At 44.4% G+C, this 14,357-nt stretch carries 22 protein-coding genes; 6 read left to right on the top strand and 16 right to left on the bottom strand.

Annotated elements, in window-relative coordinates:
* The first annotated feature begins 52 nt into the window (after positions 1–52).
* Positions 53–1,303: a Glu/Leu/Phe/Val dehydrogenase gene (locus NWE95_09715; protein ID MCW4004171.1), complete on the top strand. Its 1,251-nt coding sequence runs from the start codon at positions 53–55 to the stop codon at positions 1,301–1,303.
* On the opposite strand, the gene NWE95_09710 is transcribed toward NWE95_09715, so the two are convergent.
* A complete protein-coding gene (locus tag NWE95_09710; protein MCW4004170.1) occupies positions 1,292–1,639 on the bottom strand; it encodes a hypothetical protein in 348 nt (115 codons plus the stop codon). The two genes, NWE95_09715 and NWE95_09710, sit on opposite strands and share 12 nt — an antisense overlap.
* A gap of 234 nt (positions 1,640–1,873) precedes the next feature.
* Between NWE95_09710 and NWE95_09705 the strand changes: the two genes are divergently transcribed.
* The 3 genes from NWE95_09705 to wecB are packed head-to-tail and all read left to right on the top strand — an operon-like array spanning position 1,874 to position 5,516.
* A complete protein-coding gene (locus tag NWE95_09705) occupies positions 1,874–2,383 on the top strand; it encodes a hypothetical protein (GenBank protein MCW4004169.1) in 510 nt (169 codons plus the stop codon).
* 1 nt (position 2,384) lies between these two features.
* Entirely contained in the window at positions 2,385–4,415 is a 2,031-nt protein-coding gene (locus NWE95_09700) for a minichromosome maintenance protein MCM (GenBank protein MCW4004168.1), read from the top strand.
* A gap of 12 nt (positions 4,416–4,427) precedes the next feature.
* Positions 4,428–5,516 carry a UDP-N-acetylglucosamine 2-epimerase (non-hydrolyzing) gene (wecB, locus tag NWE95_09695; GenBank protein ID MCW4004167.1) on the top strand — a complete coding sequence of 363 codons (1,089 nt, stop codon included), beginning with the start codon at positions 4,428–4,430 and terminating at the stop codon, positions 5,514–5,516.
* Here the strand turns inward: wecB and NWE95_09690 are convergent.
* The 6 genes from NWE95_09690 to NWE95_09665 all read right to left on the bottom strand — a co-directional run bounded on the left by NWE95_09690 (position 5,513) and on the right by NWE95_09665 (position 8,352).
* Positions 5,513–6,283: a PAC2 family protein gene (locus NWE95_09690; protein ID MCW4004166.1), complete on the bottom strand. Its 771-nt coding sequence runs from the start codon at positions 6,281–6,283 to the stop codon at positions 5,513–5,515. The two genes, wecB and NWE95_09690, sit on opposite strands and share 4 nt — an antisense overlap.
* Positions 6,280–6,447 carry an RNA-protein complex protein Nop10 gene (locus NWE95_09685; GenBank protein MCW4004165.1) on the bottom strand — a complete coding sequence of 56 codons (168 nt, stop codon included), beginning with the start codon at positions 6,445–6,447 and terminating at the stop codon, positions 6,280–6,282. The genes NWE95_09690 and NWE95_09685 overlap by 4 nt, the downstream gene beginning before the upstream one ends.
* Positions 6,447–7,232 (bottom strand): translation initiation factor IF-2 subunit alpha, encoded by a 786-nt coding sequence (locus tag NWE95_09680; protein MCW4004164.1) that lies wholly within the window; start codon positions 7,230–7,232, stop codon positions 6,447–6,449. The genes NWE95_09685 and NWE95_09680 overlap by 1 nt, the downstream gene beginning before the upstream one ends.
* A gap of 18 nt (positions 7,233–7,250) precedes the next feature.
* The gene (locus NWE95_09675; protein ID MCW4004163.1) at positions 7,251–7,448 is read right to left on the bottom strand and encodes a 30S ribosomal protein S27e; all 198 of its coding nucleotides are present in this window, start codon (positions 7,446–7,448) and stop codon (positions 7,251–7,253) included.
* A 22-nt stretch (positions 7,449–7,470) separates the two neighbouring features.
* Complete coding sequence (locus NWE95_09670) at positions 7,471–7,746, bottom strand: 50S ribosomal protein L44e (protein ID MCW4004162.1); 276 nt, start codon at positions 7,744–7,746, stop codon at positions 7,471–7,473.
* 231 nt (positions 7,747–7,977) lie between these two features.
* Complete coding sequence (locus NWE95_09665; GenBank protein ID MCW4004161.1) at positions 7,978–8,352, bottom strand: hypothetical protein; 375 nt, start codon at positions 8,350–8,352, stop codon at positions 7,978–7,980.
* A gap of 171 nt (positions 8,353–8,523) precedes the next feature.
* On the opposite strand from NWE95_09665, the gene NWE95_09660 reads away from it, so the two are divergent.
* Positions 8,524–9,465: a hypothetical protein gene (locus NWE95_09660; GenBank protein ID MCW4004160.1), complete on the top strand. Its 942-nt coding sequence runs from the start codon at positions 8,524–8,526 to the stop codon at positions 9,463–9,465.
* A gap of 15 nt (positions 9,466–9,480) precedes the next feature.
* On the opposite strand, the gene NWE95_09655 is transcribed toward NWE95_09660, so the two are convergent.
* The 8 genes from NWE95_09655 to NWE95_09620 all read right to left on the bottom strand — a co-directional run bounded on the left by NWE95_09655 (position 9,481) and on the right by NWE95_09620 (position 12,149).
* Entirely contained in the window at positions 9,481–9,972 is a 492-nt protein-coding gene (locus tag NWE95_09655) for a hypothetical protein (protein ID MCW4004159.1), read from the bottom strand.
* 75 nt (positions 9,973–10,047) lie between these two features.
* A complete protein-coding gene (locus NWE95_09650) occupies positions 10,048–10,224 on the bottom strand; it encodes a stress-induced protein, KGG, repeat-containing protein (GenBank protein MCW4004158.1) in 177 nt (58 codons plus the stop codon).
* A 104-nt stretch (positions 10,225–10,328) separates the two neighbouring features.
* On the bottom strand, positions 10,329–10,619 hold the full coding sequence (locus NWE95_09645; protein ID MCW4004157.1) for a DUF2795 domain-containing protein: 291 nt from the start codon (positions 10,617–10,619) through the stop codon (positions 10,329–10,331).
* Positions 10,620–10,675: 56 nt separating this feature from the next.
* A complete protein-coding gene (locus NWE95_09640) occupies positions 10,676–10,843 on the bottom strand; it encodes an Em GEA1 (EM1) (protein MCW4004156.1) in 168 nt (55 codons plus the stop codon).
* Between the two features lie 53 nt (positions 10,844–10,896).
* Entirely contained in the window at positions 10,897–11,079 is a 183-nt protein-coding gene (locus NWE95_09635; GenBank protein MCW4004155.1) for an Em GEA1 (EM1), read from the bottom strand.
* An 83-nt stretch (positions 11,080–11,162) separates the two neighbouring features.
* Positions 11,163–11,411: a hypothetical protein gene (locus NWE95_09630; GenBank protein ID MCW4004154.1), complete on the bottom strand. Its 249-nt coding sequence runs from the start codon at positions 11,409–11,411 to the stop codon at positions 11,163–11,165.
* A 196-nt stretch (positions 11,412–11,607) separates the two neighbouring features.
* A complete protein-coding gene (locus NWE95_09625; protein MCW4004153.1) occupies positions 11,608–11,775 on the bottom strand; it encodes an Em GEA1 (EM1) in 168 nt (55 codons plus the stop codon).
* A gap of 89 nt (positions 11,776–11,864) precedes the next feature.
* Positions 11,865–12,149, bottom strand: coding sequence for a general stress protein B (locus NWE95_09620; GenBank protein MCW4004152.1), 285 nt, complete (start codon positions 12,147–12,149; stop codon positions 11,865–11,867).
* 276 nt (positions 12,150–12,425) lie between these two features.
* Between NWE95_09620 and NWE95_09615 the strand changes: the two genes are divergently transcribed.
* On the top strand, positions 12,426–13,910 hold the full coding sequence (locus tag NWE95_09615; protein ID MCW4004151.1) for a B12-binding domain-containing radical SAM protein: 1,485 nt from the start codon (positions 12,426–12,428) through the stop codon (positions 13,908–13,910).
* On the opposite strand, the gene NWE95_09610 is transcribed toward NWE95_09615, so the two are convergent.
* Positions 13,887–14,165 (bottom strand): hypothetical protein, encoded by a 279-nt coding sequence (locus tag NWE95_09610; protein MCW4004150.1) that lies wholly within the window; start codon positions 14,163–14,165, stop codon positions 13,887–13,889. The two genes, NWE95_09615 and NWE95_09610, sit on opposite strands and share 24 nt — an antisense overlap.
* Positions 14,166–14,357: the final 192 nt, after the last annotated feature.

The following is a 14,357-nucleotide window of genomic DNA, read 5'->3' as shown; positions in this document are numbered from 1 at the left end:
GCAATTCTTATCTAACCATTCCCAATTACAATTTAATAGAGAAGGCGTTTTCATGTCGGAAGAACAAACAACATTAACTACCGCTTTATCCCAGCTAAAACTGGCATCCGAAAAACTCGGATTAGATTCAAGCCTCCAAAAAATGCTCAGCCACCCCAAACGCTCCATAACCGTGAGCATGGACATCCGCATGGATGACGGCTCAATCGGCGTCTTTAACGGCATCCGTGTTCAGCACTGGGATGCACGTGGACCATTCAAAGGCGGAATCCGATATTACCCAGACATCACTCTGGATGAGGTGAAGGCGCTGGCTATGCTGATGACTTGGAAATGTGCCATAGCCGACATACCTTTCGGCGGAGCCAAAGGCGGTGTTTGCGTAGACAGCAAAAAACTAAGCAAACACGAACTGGAACGCTTAACACGAAGATACGTGAGCCTAATTGGCGATTATCTTGGTCCACACCGCGACATCCCAGCACCCGACATGTACACTGACGCGCAGACAATGGCTTGGATAATGGACACCTACAGCCAACTAAAAGGCTACATCATACCTGAAAGCGTCACAGGCAAACCCGTAGAAATCGGCGGTTCATGGGGTAGAACCGAAGCCACGGGACGAGGAGTCATCCACTGCGTCAAACAGGCAGCAGAGAACAACGGCTTAAAACTCGGCGGCGCCTCAGTAGCCATTCAGGGTTTTGGCAACGTAGGCTACCACGCGGCAACGGCGGCGAGGGAAATCGGATGCAAAGTCGTAGCTGTTAGCGATTCTAGCGGCGGCATATTCTACGAAGAAGGCTTAAACCCTGCAGCAGTTTTGGCGCATAAAGAAAAAACAGGCAGCGTGCAGAATTTTGAGGGATGCAAGGACATAACCAATGAAGAACTGCTTGAGCTTGAATGCGACGTGCTTATTCCAGCGGCGATTGAGAACCAAATCACCAGCAAGAACGTTGACAAAATCAAAGCCAAAATGGTGGCTGAAGCTGCTAATGGACCGACAACCCCTGAAGCTGACAAGGCGCTCTACGAAAAAGGCATCTGTCTCATCCCTGACATTCTAGCAAACAGCGGCGGCGTCACAGTAAGCTATTTTGAGTGGGTGCAGAATTTGACGCGTGAGCAGTGGACACTTGAAAAAGTGAATCGGAGGCTGGAGGAGAAAATGACGAAAGCCTTCAACGATGTGGAAGCGATTGTTGCACGGGAAGAGAGCGACATGCGAACAGGCGCCTTGATGTTGGGCGTGGGCAGAGTGGCAAACGCCATAAAAACACTAGGACTATGGCCATAATCCCTTCACCAGATATGATTGAGAGAGGTTTTTAAGCGCAAGCAGCATAATGGGTTGAGGGCTCTGCTGTGAAGAATTAAAGAGTGAGAACAACACTCGCTCAATTCTGCCCTTGAAAACTAGGCAGGTGTTGAGAGTTAAATAAGGGGGGCTATAGAAAAAAATCACACGACCGAGTTGACGAATGTTGGTTTTTGTTATGCTTGTAGAATCAGCCTCAACCAACCTCCAACCTGTAGCAGGTGCAAAAGCCAAAAGGAAGTTGACCTCCAATCCCGCTTGAAGAAGAGTAAGGGAAACCACCCCATCATCAACTAATTTTAAAAAATCAGCCAAAAGCAGAAAAAACCCACAAATCAGCGTTGGGAAAAACAGTTACCGTATACACATAAAAAAGGCTAAAACAGCCAAAAAAAGACCTAAATTTCCTTTCCACGGCATCAAGCAGTCAGTGCAAAACGCTTAAAACCATTATCGCTATATCTGTTGAACCCCACAAGCATTAAGGGGAAGAGGGACGAAGCGTTGGCAGCCAAAATTTGCACACTAGACTTTTGCTATGAAAACTCAATGGTAAAAATCGTTGCAAACCGCAACTGCCCAGAAATCAAACTCGCAGGCTTAAACGTTGGTCCATTCGACGAAGGCAACGAATACGAAACTTACTTCTGGGTAGCTAAAGAACTCGCCAACGCAGGAATAGCCCATTTCAGAGAAGACGAAATCCTTGACGCTACCAAACTATTCAAAGTCCAATGGAAAGAAGGCGTACAAATCCCAAGTCAAATCTCTGAACTCCCACCCAACTTCTACCCCAAACTTCGCAGATTCATCTCTGAGTTGAAAGAACAAGCATCAAAACAATCAGAGAAATACCAAGAATACGACCGAGCAAGACAACTGGCACGTGACGTTGTCAATTCAAGGCTAAAGAAAATCGTTGCCTTATCTGCCGCTCCAGCACAAAGCGAACAAGTCCTCAAAAAATTCTCAAGCGAAGAAAAAATCATCTACGAACAACTAGTCAGAATAATCTCCGAGTGGAAAACTAAAATCTTAGAAAACGGAGCTGAAAAGTAACATGACACTAGAAGCCATCGACCCCCAACAACGCTTCCAAGAATTCTTCAAAAAAGAAAAGTATCGACAACGTATAGCACAGTTAGCAATCACAGGTAAAGGCTCACTCACAATTGATTTCGAAGAACTCTACGGATTTGACCAAGCACTAGCCGAGCAACTCCTAAACAAACCCGAAGAATACCTCCAACACGCAGGCAAAGGCGCATACGAACAACTCAGAATCGAGGACGCGGAATACGCTGAAAAAATCGAAAAAATCATCGTCAGAATCGTAAAGCTCCTAGGAAAAGAACAGCTCCGCAGACTCGGCTCAAGACAAATGAGCAAACTAGTAATGGTCGAAGGCATAGTCGTCCGAGCAACACCTGTGCGACCCATGGTTCAAGTCGCAGCCTTCAAATGCAAACGCTGCGGCACCATAAACCAAGTTGAACAAACAGGACAGTTCCTCAAAGCACCAGCAGTCTGCATGGCTCCCGACTGTGGAAGAGATGGACCCTTCGAATTTGTTCAAGAAGAATCAAGCTTCATAGACTCACAAGACCTAAGACTACAAGAAAAACCCGAAGACCTTCCCCCAGGGCAACTGCCGAGAGTTTTAGCGGTCAAGCTAGTCGGCGACGAAATAGTTGACGTGGCAAGACCAGGAGACCATGTTTCAATAGTCGGTATCGTGCGAGCTTTTGCTCCATCGCTAATGGGCATGGGAAAACTACGTACATTCATTCTCCAACTAGACGCCAACTCGATAGAAGTGCTTGGCAAAGAGCCCGAAACATCACCGCCCACACCTGAGGAAGAAGAAAAAATAATCAAACTCTCAAAAGACCCGTGGGTGCACCGCAAAATCATGAGTTCAATTGCGCCCTCAATCTTCGGTTATGAACACATCAAAGAAGCCATCATGTACCTGCTCTTCGGCGGAGTTTCAAAAAGCCTCCCAGACGTAACGGTAAGAGGTGAAATGAACGCGCTTCTCATCGGTGACCCAGGCACAGCCAAATCCCAAATGCTCCAGTACGTTTCAAGAATAGCACCAAGAGGGCTCTACACTTCAGGCAGAGGCACCACCGCGGCAGGATTAACCGCAGCGGTAGTCCGAGAAAAAGGCGGAAGCATGAGTCTTGAAGCAGGAGCACTAGTCCTCGCAGACAAAGGCATCGCATGCATCGACGAAATGGACAAAATGCGACCTGAAGACCGCGTTGCCATTCACGAGGCCATGGAGCAACATACCGTCTCAGTCGCGAAAGGAGGCATAGTCGCCACGTTAAACGCTAGAACCGCGGTTCTTGCAGCCGCCAACCCATCACTAGGCAGATATGAACCCAACCGAACCGTAGCAGAAAACATCTCACTGCCAGTCACCATCTTATCACGTTTTGACTTGATTTTTGTGCTTCGTGATGCCCCAAACAAGGAGGCAGATGGAAAAATGTCGCGGCACATCCTAGAAATTCACCGAAGAGGAATGAGCCCTGTCGAAGCGCAAGTTGATGCAGAACTATTGCGCAAATATATCAGCTACGCCAAGGGAGTCAAACCTGAACTCGGTGAAGAAGCACTGAAACGGCTCAGTGACTTCTATTTAGCCATGCGTTCGGCAAGTGAAAGTGAAGGCTCGCCAGTGGCAATTACTGCTCGCCAGCTAGAATCACTTGTTCGTATTGCTGAAGCTCGAGCACGCGTTGCCTTGCGAAACGAAGTGACTGCTGAAGATGCAGAAGCGGCTATAGCGATAATGAAGAGGTCGCTTGAAGAAGTCGGCATTGACATGTCATCCTACAAAGTTGATATTGATTTGATTATGACTGGCAGACCCAAAAGCATCCGTGACAGGTTACATGTTGTGTTGTCAACGCTCATGAGTATGGAGAAAGTAACAGGCATGGTAGAAAAAGACCTGCTGGTGAACGAGTTGGAAACCAAGCACAAGATTCCAAGAGGCGAAGTAGAACGCATGATAAGCCAACTGCTCCGTGAAGGCACAATTTACGAGCCAAGAGAAGGCAGCCTAAAGAAAACCTAAAAGAGGAAAATCATGAAACATGTTGCAGTGATTGCAGGAACTAGACCTGAAATAATCAAGATGGCTCCGATAATTCGAGCCCTCCAAAAAGCCAAAATTCCTTTTCTATTTGTTCACTGCGGGCAACACTACGACTACAATATGTCCCAGCAATTCATCGAAAATCTTGATCTACAAGCACCAGATTATGCTCTAAAAATTGAAGCATCATCCCCTGGGGCGCAAACAGCAGAAATAATGATGAAGATGGACCAATTGCTGGAAAAGGTTGAGCCCTCCATCGTTCTCGTTGAAGGCGACACCAACAGCGTCCTCTCAGTAGCATTAGCGGCAAATAAGCGAGTTATTCCAATTGGCCACGTGGAGGCGGGGCTTAGAAGTTTTGATCTTCGAATGCCTGAAGAGCACAATCGACGCTTAACTGACCACATTTCTGAGTACTTGTTTGCACCAACAGAGCGAGCGAAAGCTAATCTTTTAAGAGAGAATGTTTGGGGCAAAATCTTCCTCACAGGCAACACAGCTATCGATGCTGTAAACGAGCATCTGCCGATTGCAGAAAAGAAATCAGCCATAATGGAAAAGATACCGTTTGAAACTTTCGCATTGGCAACGGCTCATAGAGCAGAAAACGTGGACAACATTGAGGTTCTCAAGGCTTTTGTGGGGGTTCTCTCGAAATCGCCTATTCCGATTGTTTATCCAATGCATCCCCGAACTAGAAAAAGGTTACAGGAAAACGACATACTAACGAAGATAGAGAAGCTGAAGAATTTGCTGATTCTGCCACCTTTAGGTTACTTGGATTTTCTGATGCTCATGAAAAAATGTAGCTTAATAATCACTGATTCGGGTGGAATCCAAGAAGAAGCAACTGCGCCAGTCATACGAAAACGTGTGCTTGTGATTCGCTTGTCAACTGAACGGCAAGAAGCGGTGGAAGCGGGATTTGCCAAGGTAGTTGGAACTGAGGAGAACAAGATTATGTTAGCCCTTAAAGAAGCGGTTGATTATGAGGGAGAGTTACCTGCGGTTTCGCCTTTTGGTGATGGCACTGCCGGCGTGAAAACTGTCGAAATAATTAGGAAAAGTTTTTCTTAGGATATATATGTGGTTTTTTTGTCTTCTTGCTTGCGTGTTTCCTCAGCTTGGATGGCGCGTTTTTCTTCAATTTGTTGTAAACGTGCAGCCATGATTTCAGCTCGGCTTATTTCTTCATCTAAGCCCTCAAGGTCTAGGTCAAAATTGAAAGCTCCTTTCAACACCTCTAAAACACTTTTTGCTGCGAGAGGATCAGGCAAATAGCCACGTGTTTCACCTAACAAGCATATTGCCTCTATTTTTTTGAATTTTGCAAGCCCAAGTATCAGCCCTGCGGTTCCGACGATTGGACTACCTGAAGCGCTAAGAGTTGCTCCTGCTTGTATGGCTTTGTCTCGGATTTCTTTGCTCGTTGCTGCTATGTAGACTTTAGGTCTTTCTTTAGGTTCCATGCGATAGCCACCGATGGTTGCGATTGTTTTCACATTATTTTTTTCTGCAAAGTCTAACACGCGGTCGGCGATTTCGTATTGTCCTTCGATTGTTTGTGATTGGCTATCGCCTGTGAAGAGAAGAACGTCGTTGCCTTTGGGATTTTTGTAATAATAGAATGCTCCTCGCAACAACCGTGCATTGCCTTTTTTGTTAACTAAAACGAAGTAAGGGAAGTGTGGTGAGTATAAATAAGCGATTTTTTTGGCTTTTAATTGTTTGATTAAGTAACGTAAAGCGATTTTACCGACTAAGCCTAAGCCTGGGAGACCTTCAATTAAGACAGGGTTGTTAGGCTGGATTTGAACGAATTCTTTGATGTATGTTTCTTTCATTGTGTTGTGCTCCTTTTTTGTGCCATTCGGTATTTAAGGTATTTATCATCTGGGGAGAACTTGGGGGGGTGCGGGATTTTTACTGGTCCACCGCAGTAGGGGCAACTGGTTTTGTTTAGGGTGTATTTTTCGCAGTTTACGCATTTGCGTAATTGCCATCCCACTATTTTTCCCTTCTAAAAGTGCCTTGTCCGCCCACTTTTGTTATGTTTGTAATTACGTTCTCTGCGGTTTTTTGCATGACCTCTTCGGCGCGTTTATAGTTTTCAGCTAAGACTTCGATACTATATTTTGGCGCAGCTATAACGTAGAACTTTATGTTGGCGTCTTTTATTTTTTCTTTTTTTGCGTTTTTGAAAGCATCTTTAATTAGTTTTACACCGTTAGGTTTCATGCAACGGATTTCAAGAACACCTTTCACTTTCACCATTTTTACGTGTATACGTTCCTGTGCTACCTGAGCAAATGCTTTGGCGATGTTTTCTGGAACGCCGATTTCTGTTAAGGCTTCTGGACCTTCGATTGCTGCTTTTTCAAACCCTTCGTACAATCCGAATTTTTCTTCCACTATTGTGCCAGCTTTTTGGTAGACTTCTTCGCTGGTTAAGCCAACTTTTTCTGCCACTCCGCGGATTAGGGCTTCGGCTTTTCTTTCTTTTTTCCATGAAAGAATTTTTTCGATTCTTTCTCTTTTTGTGACTCTTCTTAGGGATAAGTCGATGTGGCCTTTTTCTGGGTCAACACGCAGAACTTTCAGGACTACCTTTTGTCCTTCTCGGACAAAGTCCCGGATGTTTCTTATCCATGAGGATGAGATTTCGGATACGTGGAGTAAACCGCGTTTCTCGTATTCATCAAGTTTTGCGTAAGCGCCATAGTCAGTGACTGTTTCTATGGTGGCGATGACTAGGTCGCCTGGTTCTGGCCATTGGGGCTTACGCTCAGCCATTTTTGGTTGGTCACCTGTTTATTCGAGAACTGTGAGGACTTCAGCGTTGAGTTTTGCTCTGCCGCCTGTAGGTGTGGCAAGTGTTTCTCCGCATACGTTGCAGGTGATTTTGTTGACTGCGTTGCTGAAGAGGAGTTGTTCGTTGCCGCATTTTCGGCATTTTACGCGCAGGAAGAGGCTTCTTGGTTTGGGGATGAGTTTGTTCCATTCTGACATTTTTTCCTTTTCTCCTTTATGGTTATTGTATAACTAGTTTTCTTAGGCGGATGCCGTCTTTGTGGCGCATGTAGTTGCATTTTTTGCATTTTAGACGCAGGGTTTGTTTTTTGGTTGTTTTTGCGAATTCATGTTGTAAGGGGTATTTTTGTCCGCCGTAACCCTTCTTTTCTCTTTCGTGGTGGCGTTCGCCTTTGGCGAGTGCTCGGCGTTTGCCGGCTTTGTAGAGGGTTACACTGTGAAGTTGGTGAGTTTTACATTTTGGACAGTAAGTTTTTACTTCTTTGGGAACGTTCAAGTTGTTCACTACCAGCTTTCCATTAAAGAAACATACCTGTTCTTATACTTTATGACTTATATATCGTAAAGAGTGGTGGCATGTGGTTGTTTTGAGTTTGTTTTTCCTATAGTAGTAGCTGTTGAGTAAACCCCTCTCCTCTTACAACAACAACCTATGGATTGCGTAAAACGTTGCTTTTTTGTTTCTGTTTGCTTTTGGAGTTGTGAATGTTCCACAAGTGCTTGTTGGTTAACGACAGAAAAGGCATTTCTTTGCCCATTCCTGCGGCATGGCTTCTTGACATTTGGAGCACATTAAGCCTTTTTCGCGTATGGTTGTGCAGGTTTGGCAGAAGAGTGCGAGGATTTTGGCTTTGTTATCGGGTTCTCTTATGAGTGAAGAAACCATCTGGTCTATGAGTACTGCTACTTCGGCTGTGTTTTCTATGGTTAAGTGGTTGCCTCTTTCTCTGCCAACGTATCGACTGACTGCTGATTGTGATAGCCCTAAAAGGTCAGCGGTTTGTTTTTCGTTTAAGCCGTGTTTTTCAACAATGGAACGCGCCATTATCGCTTTTACTGCAGGTAGCACCGTCTTTACTCCCACTTCGCACGGCAGTATCAAGTTTTACACCGAATAACCTATTTTGTTGGAGAAAGCTATTTAAATATGACGCTTGTCATATTTTATGACGCGTGTCAAGACGGGTCACCAATCGCAATGGCAAACGCAGTTTTACACCCATTCTTCACTCCTTCCCCGTCTGACACACGCCGAAAGGAGAAATAAACCAACATGGGTAATGTCCTCCAACCAACCCGCAATGGTGAAAACCACCGCGACCTAGCATCAATGCTTAAGTCACTAGATGCAGAATGCCGCAACTGTGCACCAATATCACCACTCCAATGCATAACACGCTGCCAAGCCTATAAACTCAAAAATGAACTCCGAAAACTCCGCGAGACAATGGATAACCCAAACTACATAAAAGAATTATTCAACGTTTTAAAGAACGAAACACGCCTCCACATCCTAAACGCCATAGTTAACGGCAGGTATTCTGTAAGTCAACTCCAACAAGAACTAAAAAGAACAGGACGCTCACACAGCCAAGAAACCATAAATGAAGAATATCTCCAACCATTAATGGCGGTTGGACTAGCTACTGAATCACGAGATGAATACTACGCCACAACATTCGGCGGACGACTAACCGAGCTTCTGGGGTGTTTCCCAGAATTTGCTGAAGTTTTGCCAGCTCACTCTGAATGTTACGAAGAAACACTTCTTCGCGCTCTGTTGTCTGGTCCCAAAACTTTTGAAGAGATAGAGGCGTTAATCTCACCGAAAATAGCATCCAGAATACTCAAACGCTTACGCTCAGTCGGATTAATACAGACGCCTGAAGAAAGAGATTACATTTTCTTCTTTAGGTCAAAGCGTGACCCAAACAAAGAAACATTCACAGGTACCGAACGAAAAATCTACGATGCCATCCCCAACGAAGGTATCTCTGCTGGAAAACTCTCGAAAGAAACAGGGCTATCAATGAGAAGAGTTTACAAGTACCTCAGAGGATTGAAGGGCAAAAAACTTATCTTTATAAGGAGAACACCGAAAGCTTACGGCTTAACCTGCAGAGGCGAAATGCTGGCTTCTGTGTTGCAGGAGCTTCAACAAATAGTTGAAGAAACATGGACTTCTTCAGAGCAAGTGGTTAACAACAACTCTTAAACTCGAATTCTTTTTTTATCCTCCACCAGGTGCACCATGGAAAGGCACGTTTTCCCAGAGCAGTTTCCACCAGTCAGCTTCAGTTATAGTTTCCCCATGAACAATTATGTCTAGAACCATCTTTAACATTTCGTGATGCCTTCTCTCATCGTTTAAAATAGCTTTCAATAAAAACTTCACTTTCTCATTTTCTATGGTTGGCAACATTTCTTCTAACTTCTTGATGAGGTTCGCCTCTATTGCTATGTGTTTTTCAACCACGGCTCTTTGCTGGTCAAGGTTTTGTTGAGTCAACGCTGTTGAGACATCAGTTAGCAATGTTACGGCTGACGTGTATAACTCTGCGTGCTTAACAGAATCCAATGATACCCCCTTCAGAACCCCTTTGACAGCAGGATTCTTCATCCCAACGAGAGCTTTTTCGAGAGAATCAACAATCTGTTTTTCAACAACAATCTGGTTTTTCAAGAACTTAACCAGCCTCTCATCATTAATATTTTCAGCCATTTTATAACCCAACATATAATATGTTAACTTAAAGAATAAGCATTTTGGAAAAAACAATATCTTCTCGCGCTTCCTTCAGGTCTTCTTGGCCCGGTTTTCTCCACCTTTTCGTCCGATTTCTCTGTAAAACTCAGAGCCGCGTTCTTCTGCAACTTTTTCGCCACCTTTTCTACCTATTATCCTGTAGAAGTCAGAACCCCTTTCTCTCGCTACTTTTTTGCCGCCTCTTTTTCCAGCCTCTTGCCTCGTCATTTTTCTTTTTCCTGTTGTTTTAACTGTCAATCCAACTTCACCTCCATTAAAAATAGTCTGCGATGCTCCTTTCAAGAAAGCCATAATAAAGTTAACTATTTGGGCTACTCGATTTTTCCTATTTCTTTTGTTATATCAATAGGTGAGTTGTATGTTTTATCAGGTAGCCTACTGATTAAGTTCATTACGTCATCAGGTGCATCTTTAGTCTTTGCGTTATTGACAAGGTTTTTCTTTTCTGCTGGATAATGCATCCCTTTAAGATATTTTTCAACTATTGCTGGGCTTACACGCCCAGATCGCCCGCTTTTATCTGTGTATTGCCTTCTTGTACCTCTGCCCTGACCTATTCCTCTACGCCTTGTCGCGGTTGATTGACTACTCGTGTTTTTCACCTCCCTTTACAAAGCTATTTTATAAATGAAAACAAGATGAATGCTAACGGTAAATTCTATTCTTCTTCTCGGGCTTTTCCCTCTTGTATGAGCTTGCGGACTCGTTGACCACCCTTTTGACCGATTTCGCTGTAAAATTCTTCACCATGGGTCTTAGCGGTTTTTTCTCCACCCAGCCGCCCGGCCTCCTCAACAGTCATTTTACCTTTCTTTTTTTCACTCAAACATACCACCTCCAAAAACATCTTGACAAAAAACCAATGATTCAAGAAACCGCTCATTCTTCTTCATGCTCCTTTCCTTCCTGAATAAGCCTGCGAACTTTTTGTCCACCTTTATGACCTATTTCTTCATAGAACTCTCGCCCATGAGTCTCAGCGGTCTTCCGCCCACCTTTTTGACCGCCCAATCGACCGGCTTCTTCAACGCTCATCTGTCCCTTCTTTCTTTCCTCTGCCATACGCATTCCACCTCCTACTAATCCATAATCAAAAGCAATATGAGAAAAGTTAAACTAGCAAGGAATTTTGAAAAGTCGCTAAATTATTCTTCACGCGCTTTCCCTTCTTGGATTAATTTACGAACTCTCTGCCCACCTTTGTGCCCTGCTTCTTCTAAACTTGTTTTTCCCTCAGCTTCTGCTGTACCCTCATGTTGCATAGCCCTCTTTGATCCTCCTTTGCTACCTATTTCGCTGTAGAATTCTGGTCCGTGTGTTTGAGAGGTTTTTTCTCCGCCTCTTCGACCTGCCTCCGCAACGGTCATCTTGCCTTTCCTTTTCTCTTCGCCCAAACAGTTCACCTCCCAAAAGTTAAACGGTCGCTTTTTTCTCCAACTTCCTAGCCCGAGGCATAGCTCATAAACATATGTGGCTGTAAAGATACACCAACATCAAAATGTCCCCTGTTTTGGTAAAAAAAATGCTAAAATTAAAACAAAAGAGGAGAATTCTACCAACTTTGTTTAAGAACAGCTTGAGGAATAATTATTATTCTTCCTCATGTTCTCTCCCTTCTTGAATAAGTTTACGGACTCTTTGTCCACCTCGCGGTCCACCAATTTTTCCACCCTTACGACCAATTTCACTATAGAAGTCTCCCCCATGAGTCTCTGCTGTCCGTTGACCACCTCTTCGGCCAGCTTCCTCAACAGTCATTTTCCCTTTCCGTTCGTCCCTTGACAAAAAACATCACCTCCAAAACAGAATTTAAAAAGAAACAATTGAGTAAACGAAAAAGTTTTATTTTATTCTCCTTCATGTGCTTTTCCAGCTTGGATTAACTTGCGGACTCTCTGTCCGCCTCGGTGACCTGCCTCTTCAAGGCTTGTTTTTCCTCGTGCCTCAGCAGTGCCTTCATGTTGCTTGGCTCTCTCAGACCCTCCTTTGCTACCTATTTCGCTATAGAATTCTGGACCCCGCTCAGCGGAAACTTTCTCGCCGCCTTTTCGACCTATTTCTTCATAGAACTCTCGCCCATGAGTGGCAGCAGTTCTTTGTCCGCCTTTCCTTCCTGCCTCAGCAACAGTCATTTTGCCCTTTCTAGTTTCTTCAGTTCGGGTACTCAAAGCGTTCACCTCCTACTAATCTATGGAAAAGTTAACAATAATAGAGCCGAATAACCGCTCATAAACTTATGTGGTTGTAATATAACAGTAACATGCCAACTAAGCTTCAGGGAAAATACGGGTAATATTAACTATTAGACAAAAATCAGCTTACCCTATTGCTGTTTAGAGGGATTGAATTGTTATAAGTTGATTTAAATATCTCTACTTTGTCAACTAAATAGTCACTGGTAACAGCGAATGAAAGTACTTTTCATTAATCCGCCGCAAACGTTTTATGCAGGTTCAGAGCCGCCTGCAGGCAACTTGCCTTTAGGTTTAATGTATATAGCGGCAGTCCTTCAGAAAGGCGGGTATAAGGCAGAGATTTTGGATGCTTTCATGACAGATTCAGCGTTCGAAAAAAGCGGTGAAACCATAAGCGTTGGCATGCCCTTGGAGCAGATAAAACAAGAAGTAAGAACACGAAAACCAGATGTTGTTGGCATAGCAGGACCCTTCACATGCCAAATCGAAAACACACTCAAAATCAGTAGCCTAATCAAGCAAGTTGACTCAAAAATCTTAACAGTAGTCGGCGGCCCACACGTTACGTTGGTTCCTAAAGAATTTTTAGAAGAGGCACAAGCCGTCGACATCGTAGTTTGTGGTGAAGGCGAGTACACTATGCTGGAAGTGGCTCAAGCCTTTGAAGGCAAGAAACAACTGAGCGAGATTTTAGGAATCGCATACCGAAAAGACGGCAAAGTCGTTGTAAACCAGCCCAGACCTTTCATTGAGAACTTGGACGAGTTGCCTTATCCAGCCTATGACTTGGTAGATATGGAGCAGTACCTTAACCCTAAGAAGATAGGTTACCGCAGTTTTCAGAACCGAGCCATATCGATGGTGACAAGCCGTGGGTGCCCCTTTAACTGCTGTTTCTGCGCGGTTCACTTGCACATGGGCAAACGGTTCAGGGCGCACTCTGCCGATTACGTGCTAAACCACATCCAATACGTCGTTGACAAGTTTAAAGTAAAGAACATCTTCTTTGAGGATGACAACTTAACACTTGACCTTGCAAGGTTCGAAGCAATCTGCGATGGAATAATCGAGCGGAAAATCAAAATCGGCTGGGAAACACCAAACGGTGTGCGGGCAGACTGTTTGAGCATGGATTTGCTTAAAAAAATGAAAAAATCAGGAGCCAACAGCATATTTATCGGCGTTGAATCTGGCGACCAACAAGTTTTAGACAAGGTCATCTGCAAAAGCCTAGACCTCAACCGTGTGGTGGAGTTTGCGAAGAACAGCAAGGAAATTGGGTTAAAAACGGGCGCTTTTTACATCATCGGCTTCCCAGGCGAGACAAAAGAGAGTATGCAGAGAACTGTTGATTTCGCTCTGTGGCTCAAACGGGACTATGATGTAGGTATGCACTTGTTTATGGCTACGCCGTCATACGGCACAAGGCTCTATGAAGAATGCAAAGAGAAAGGCTACATCCAGAAAGACTTAACGTGGAACGCCTTCGCTGCGGCTCGGCAACCCAAAGGCATGCCGCTGATAACAACTAACGATTTCACGCCAGCAGAAGTTAAAGAGATAGCTGCAAAAGCCTTGGCAGAATACAAGAGGCTATCCCTGATTAATCATATTAAGAACCCGTGGAAGGCACTCAAGACTGCTTATAACCAGCCTCAGTTGATTTTAAAATATTTAAAAAATCTTGTTTCTGGCTAGGTTAGGTGGTTGGCGGGTCAGCTGGGATTTGAACCAAGATGACAACTCCTTGCTAAACGTTTCTCCACATTGGTTTTGGTTATTCTCCAAGTTAGGGCAGTCCCCAAATCGAAAACGGGCGGTCGCTCGTCTCGCTTTTTTGCCGAGTCGCCTTAGGATTACTCCACAACCAGCCAGCAACCCAAACCAAACGCAGACACCAAAACCGACAAAGCCACAAAGCCCCCATAGAAGATGATGAATAGGGGCGCTCATTTCTTCTTCTAATACTAAAAAACAATCATGCACTAAGACGATGGGTGGCGGGCCCGCTGGGATTCAAAAGATTTGACTGGAATTTAGCCTGTTTTTTCATTGTGTATCAGCTCCTTAATTTGGTTGCTTAGCACTATTAGTTGGTGGTTTTCTATGTCGGTTTGGTTTGTGTAGGTGATTGCACCTTCAGCT

Source organism: Candidatus Bathyarchaeota archaeon, assembly GCA_026014725.1.
GTDB lineage: Archaea > Thermoproteota > Bathyarchaeia > Bathyarchaeales > Bathycorpusculaceae > Bathycorpusculum.
The sequence above is the reverse complement of the archived record's forward strand: the minus strand, read 5'-3'. Positions and strand labels throughout refer to the sequence as shown.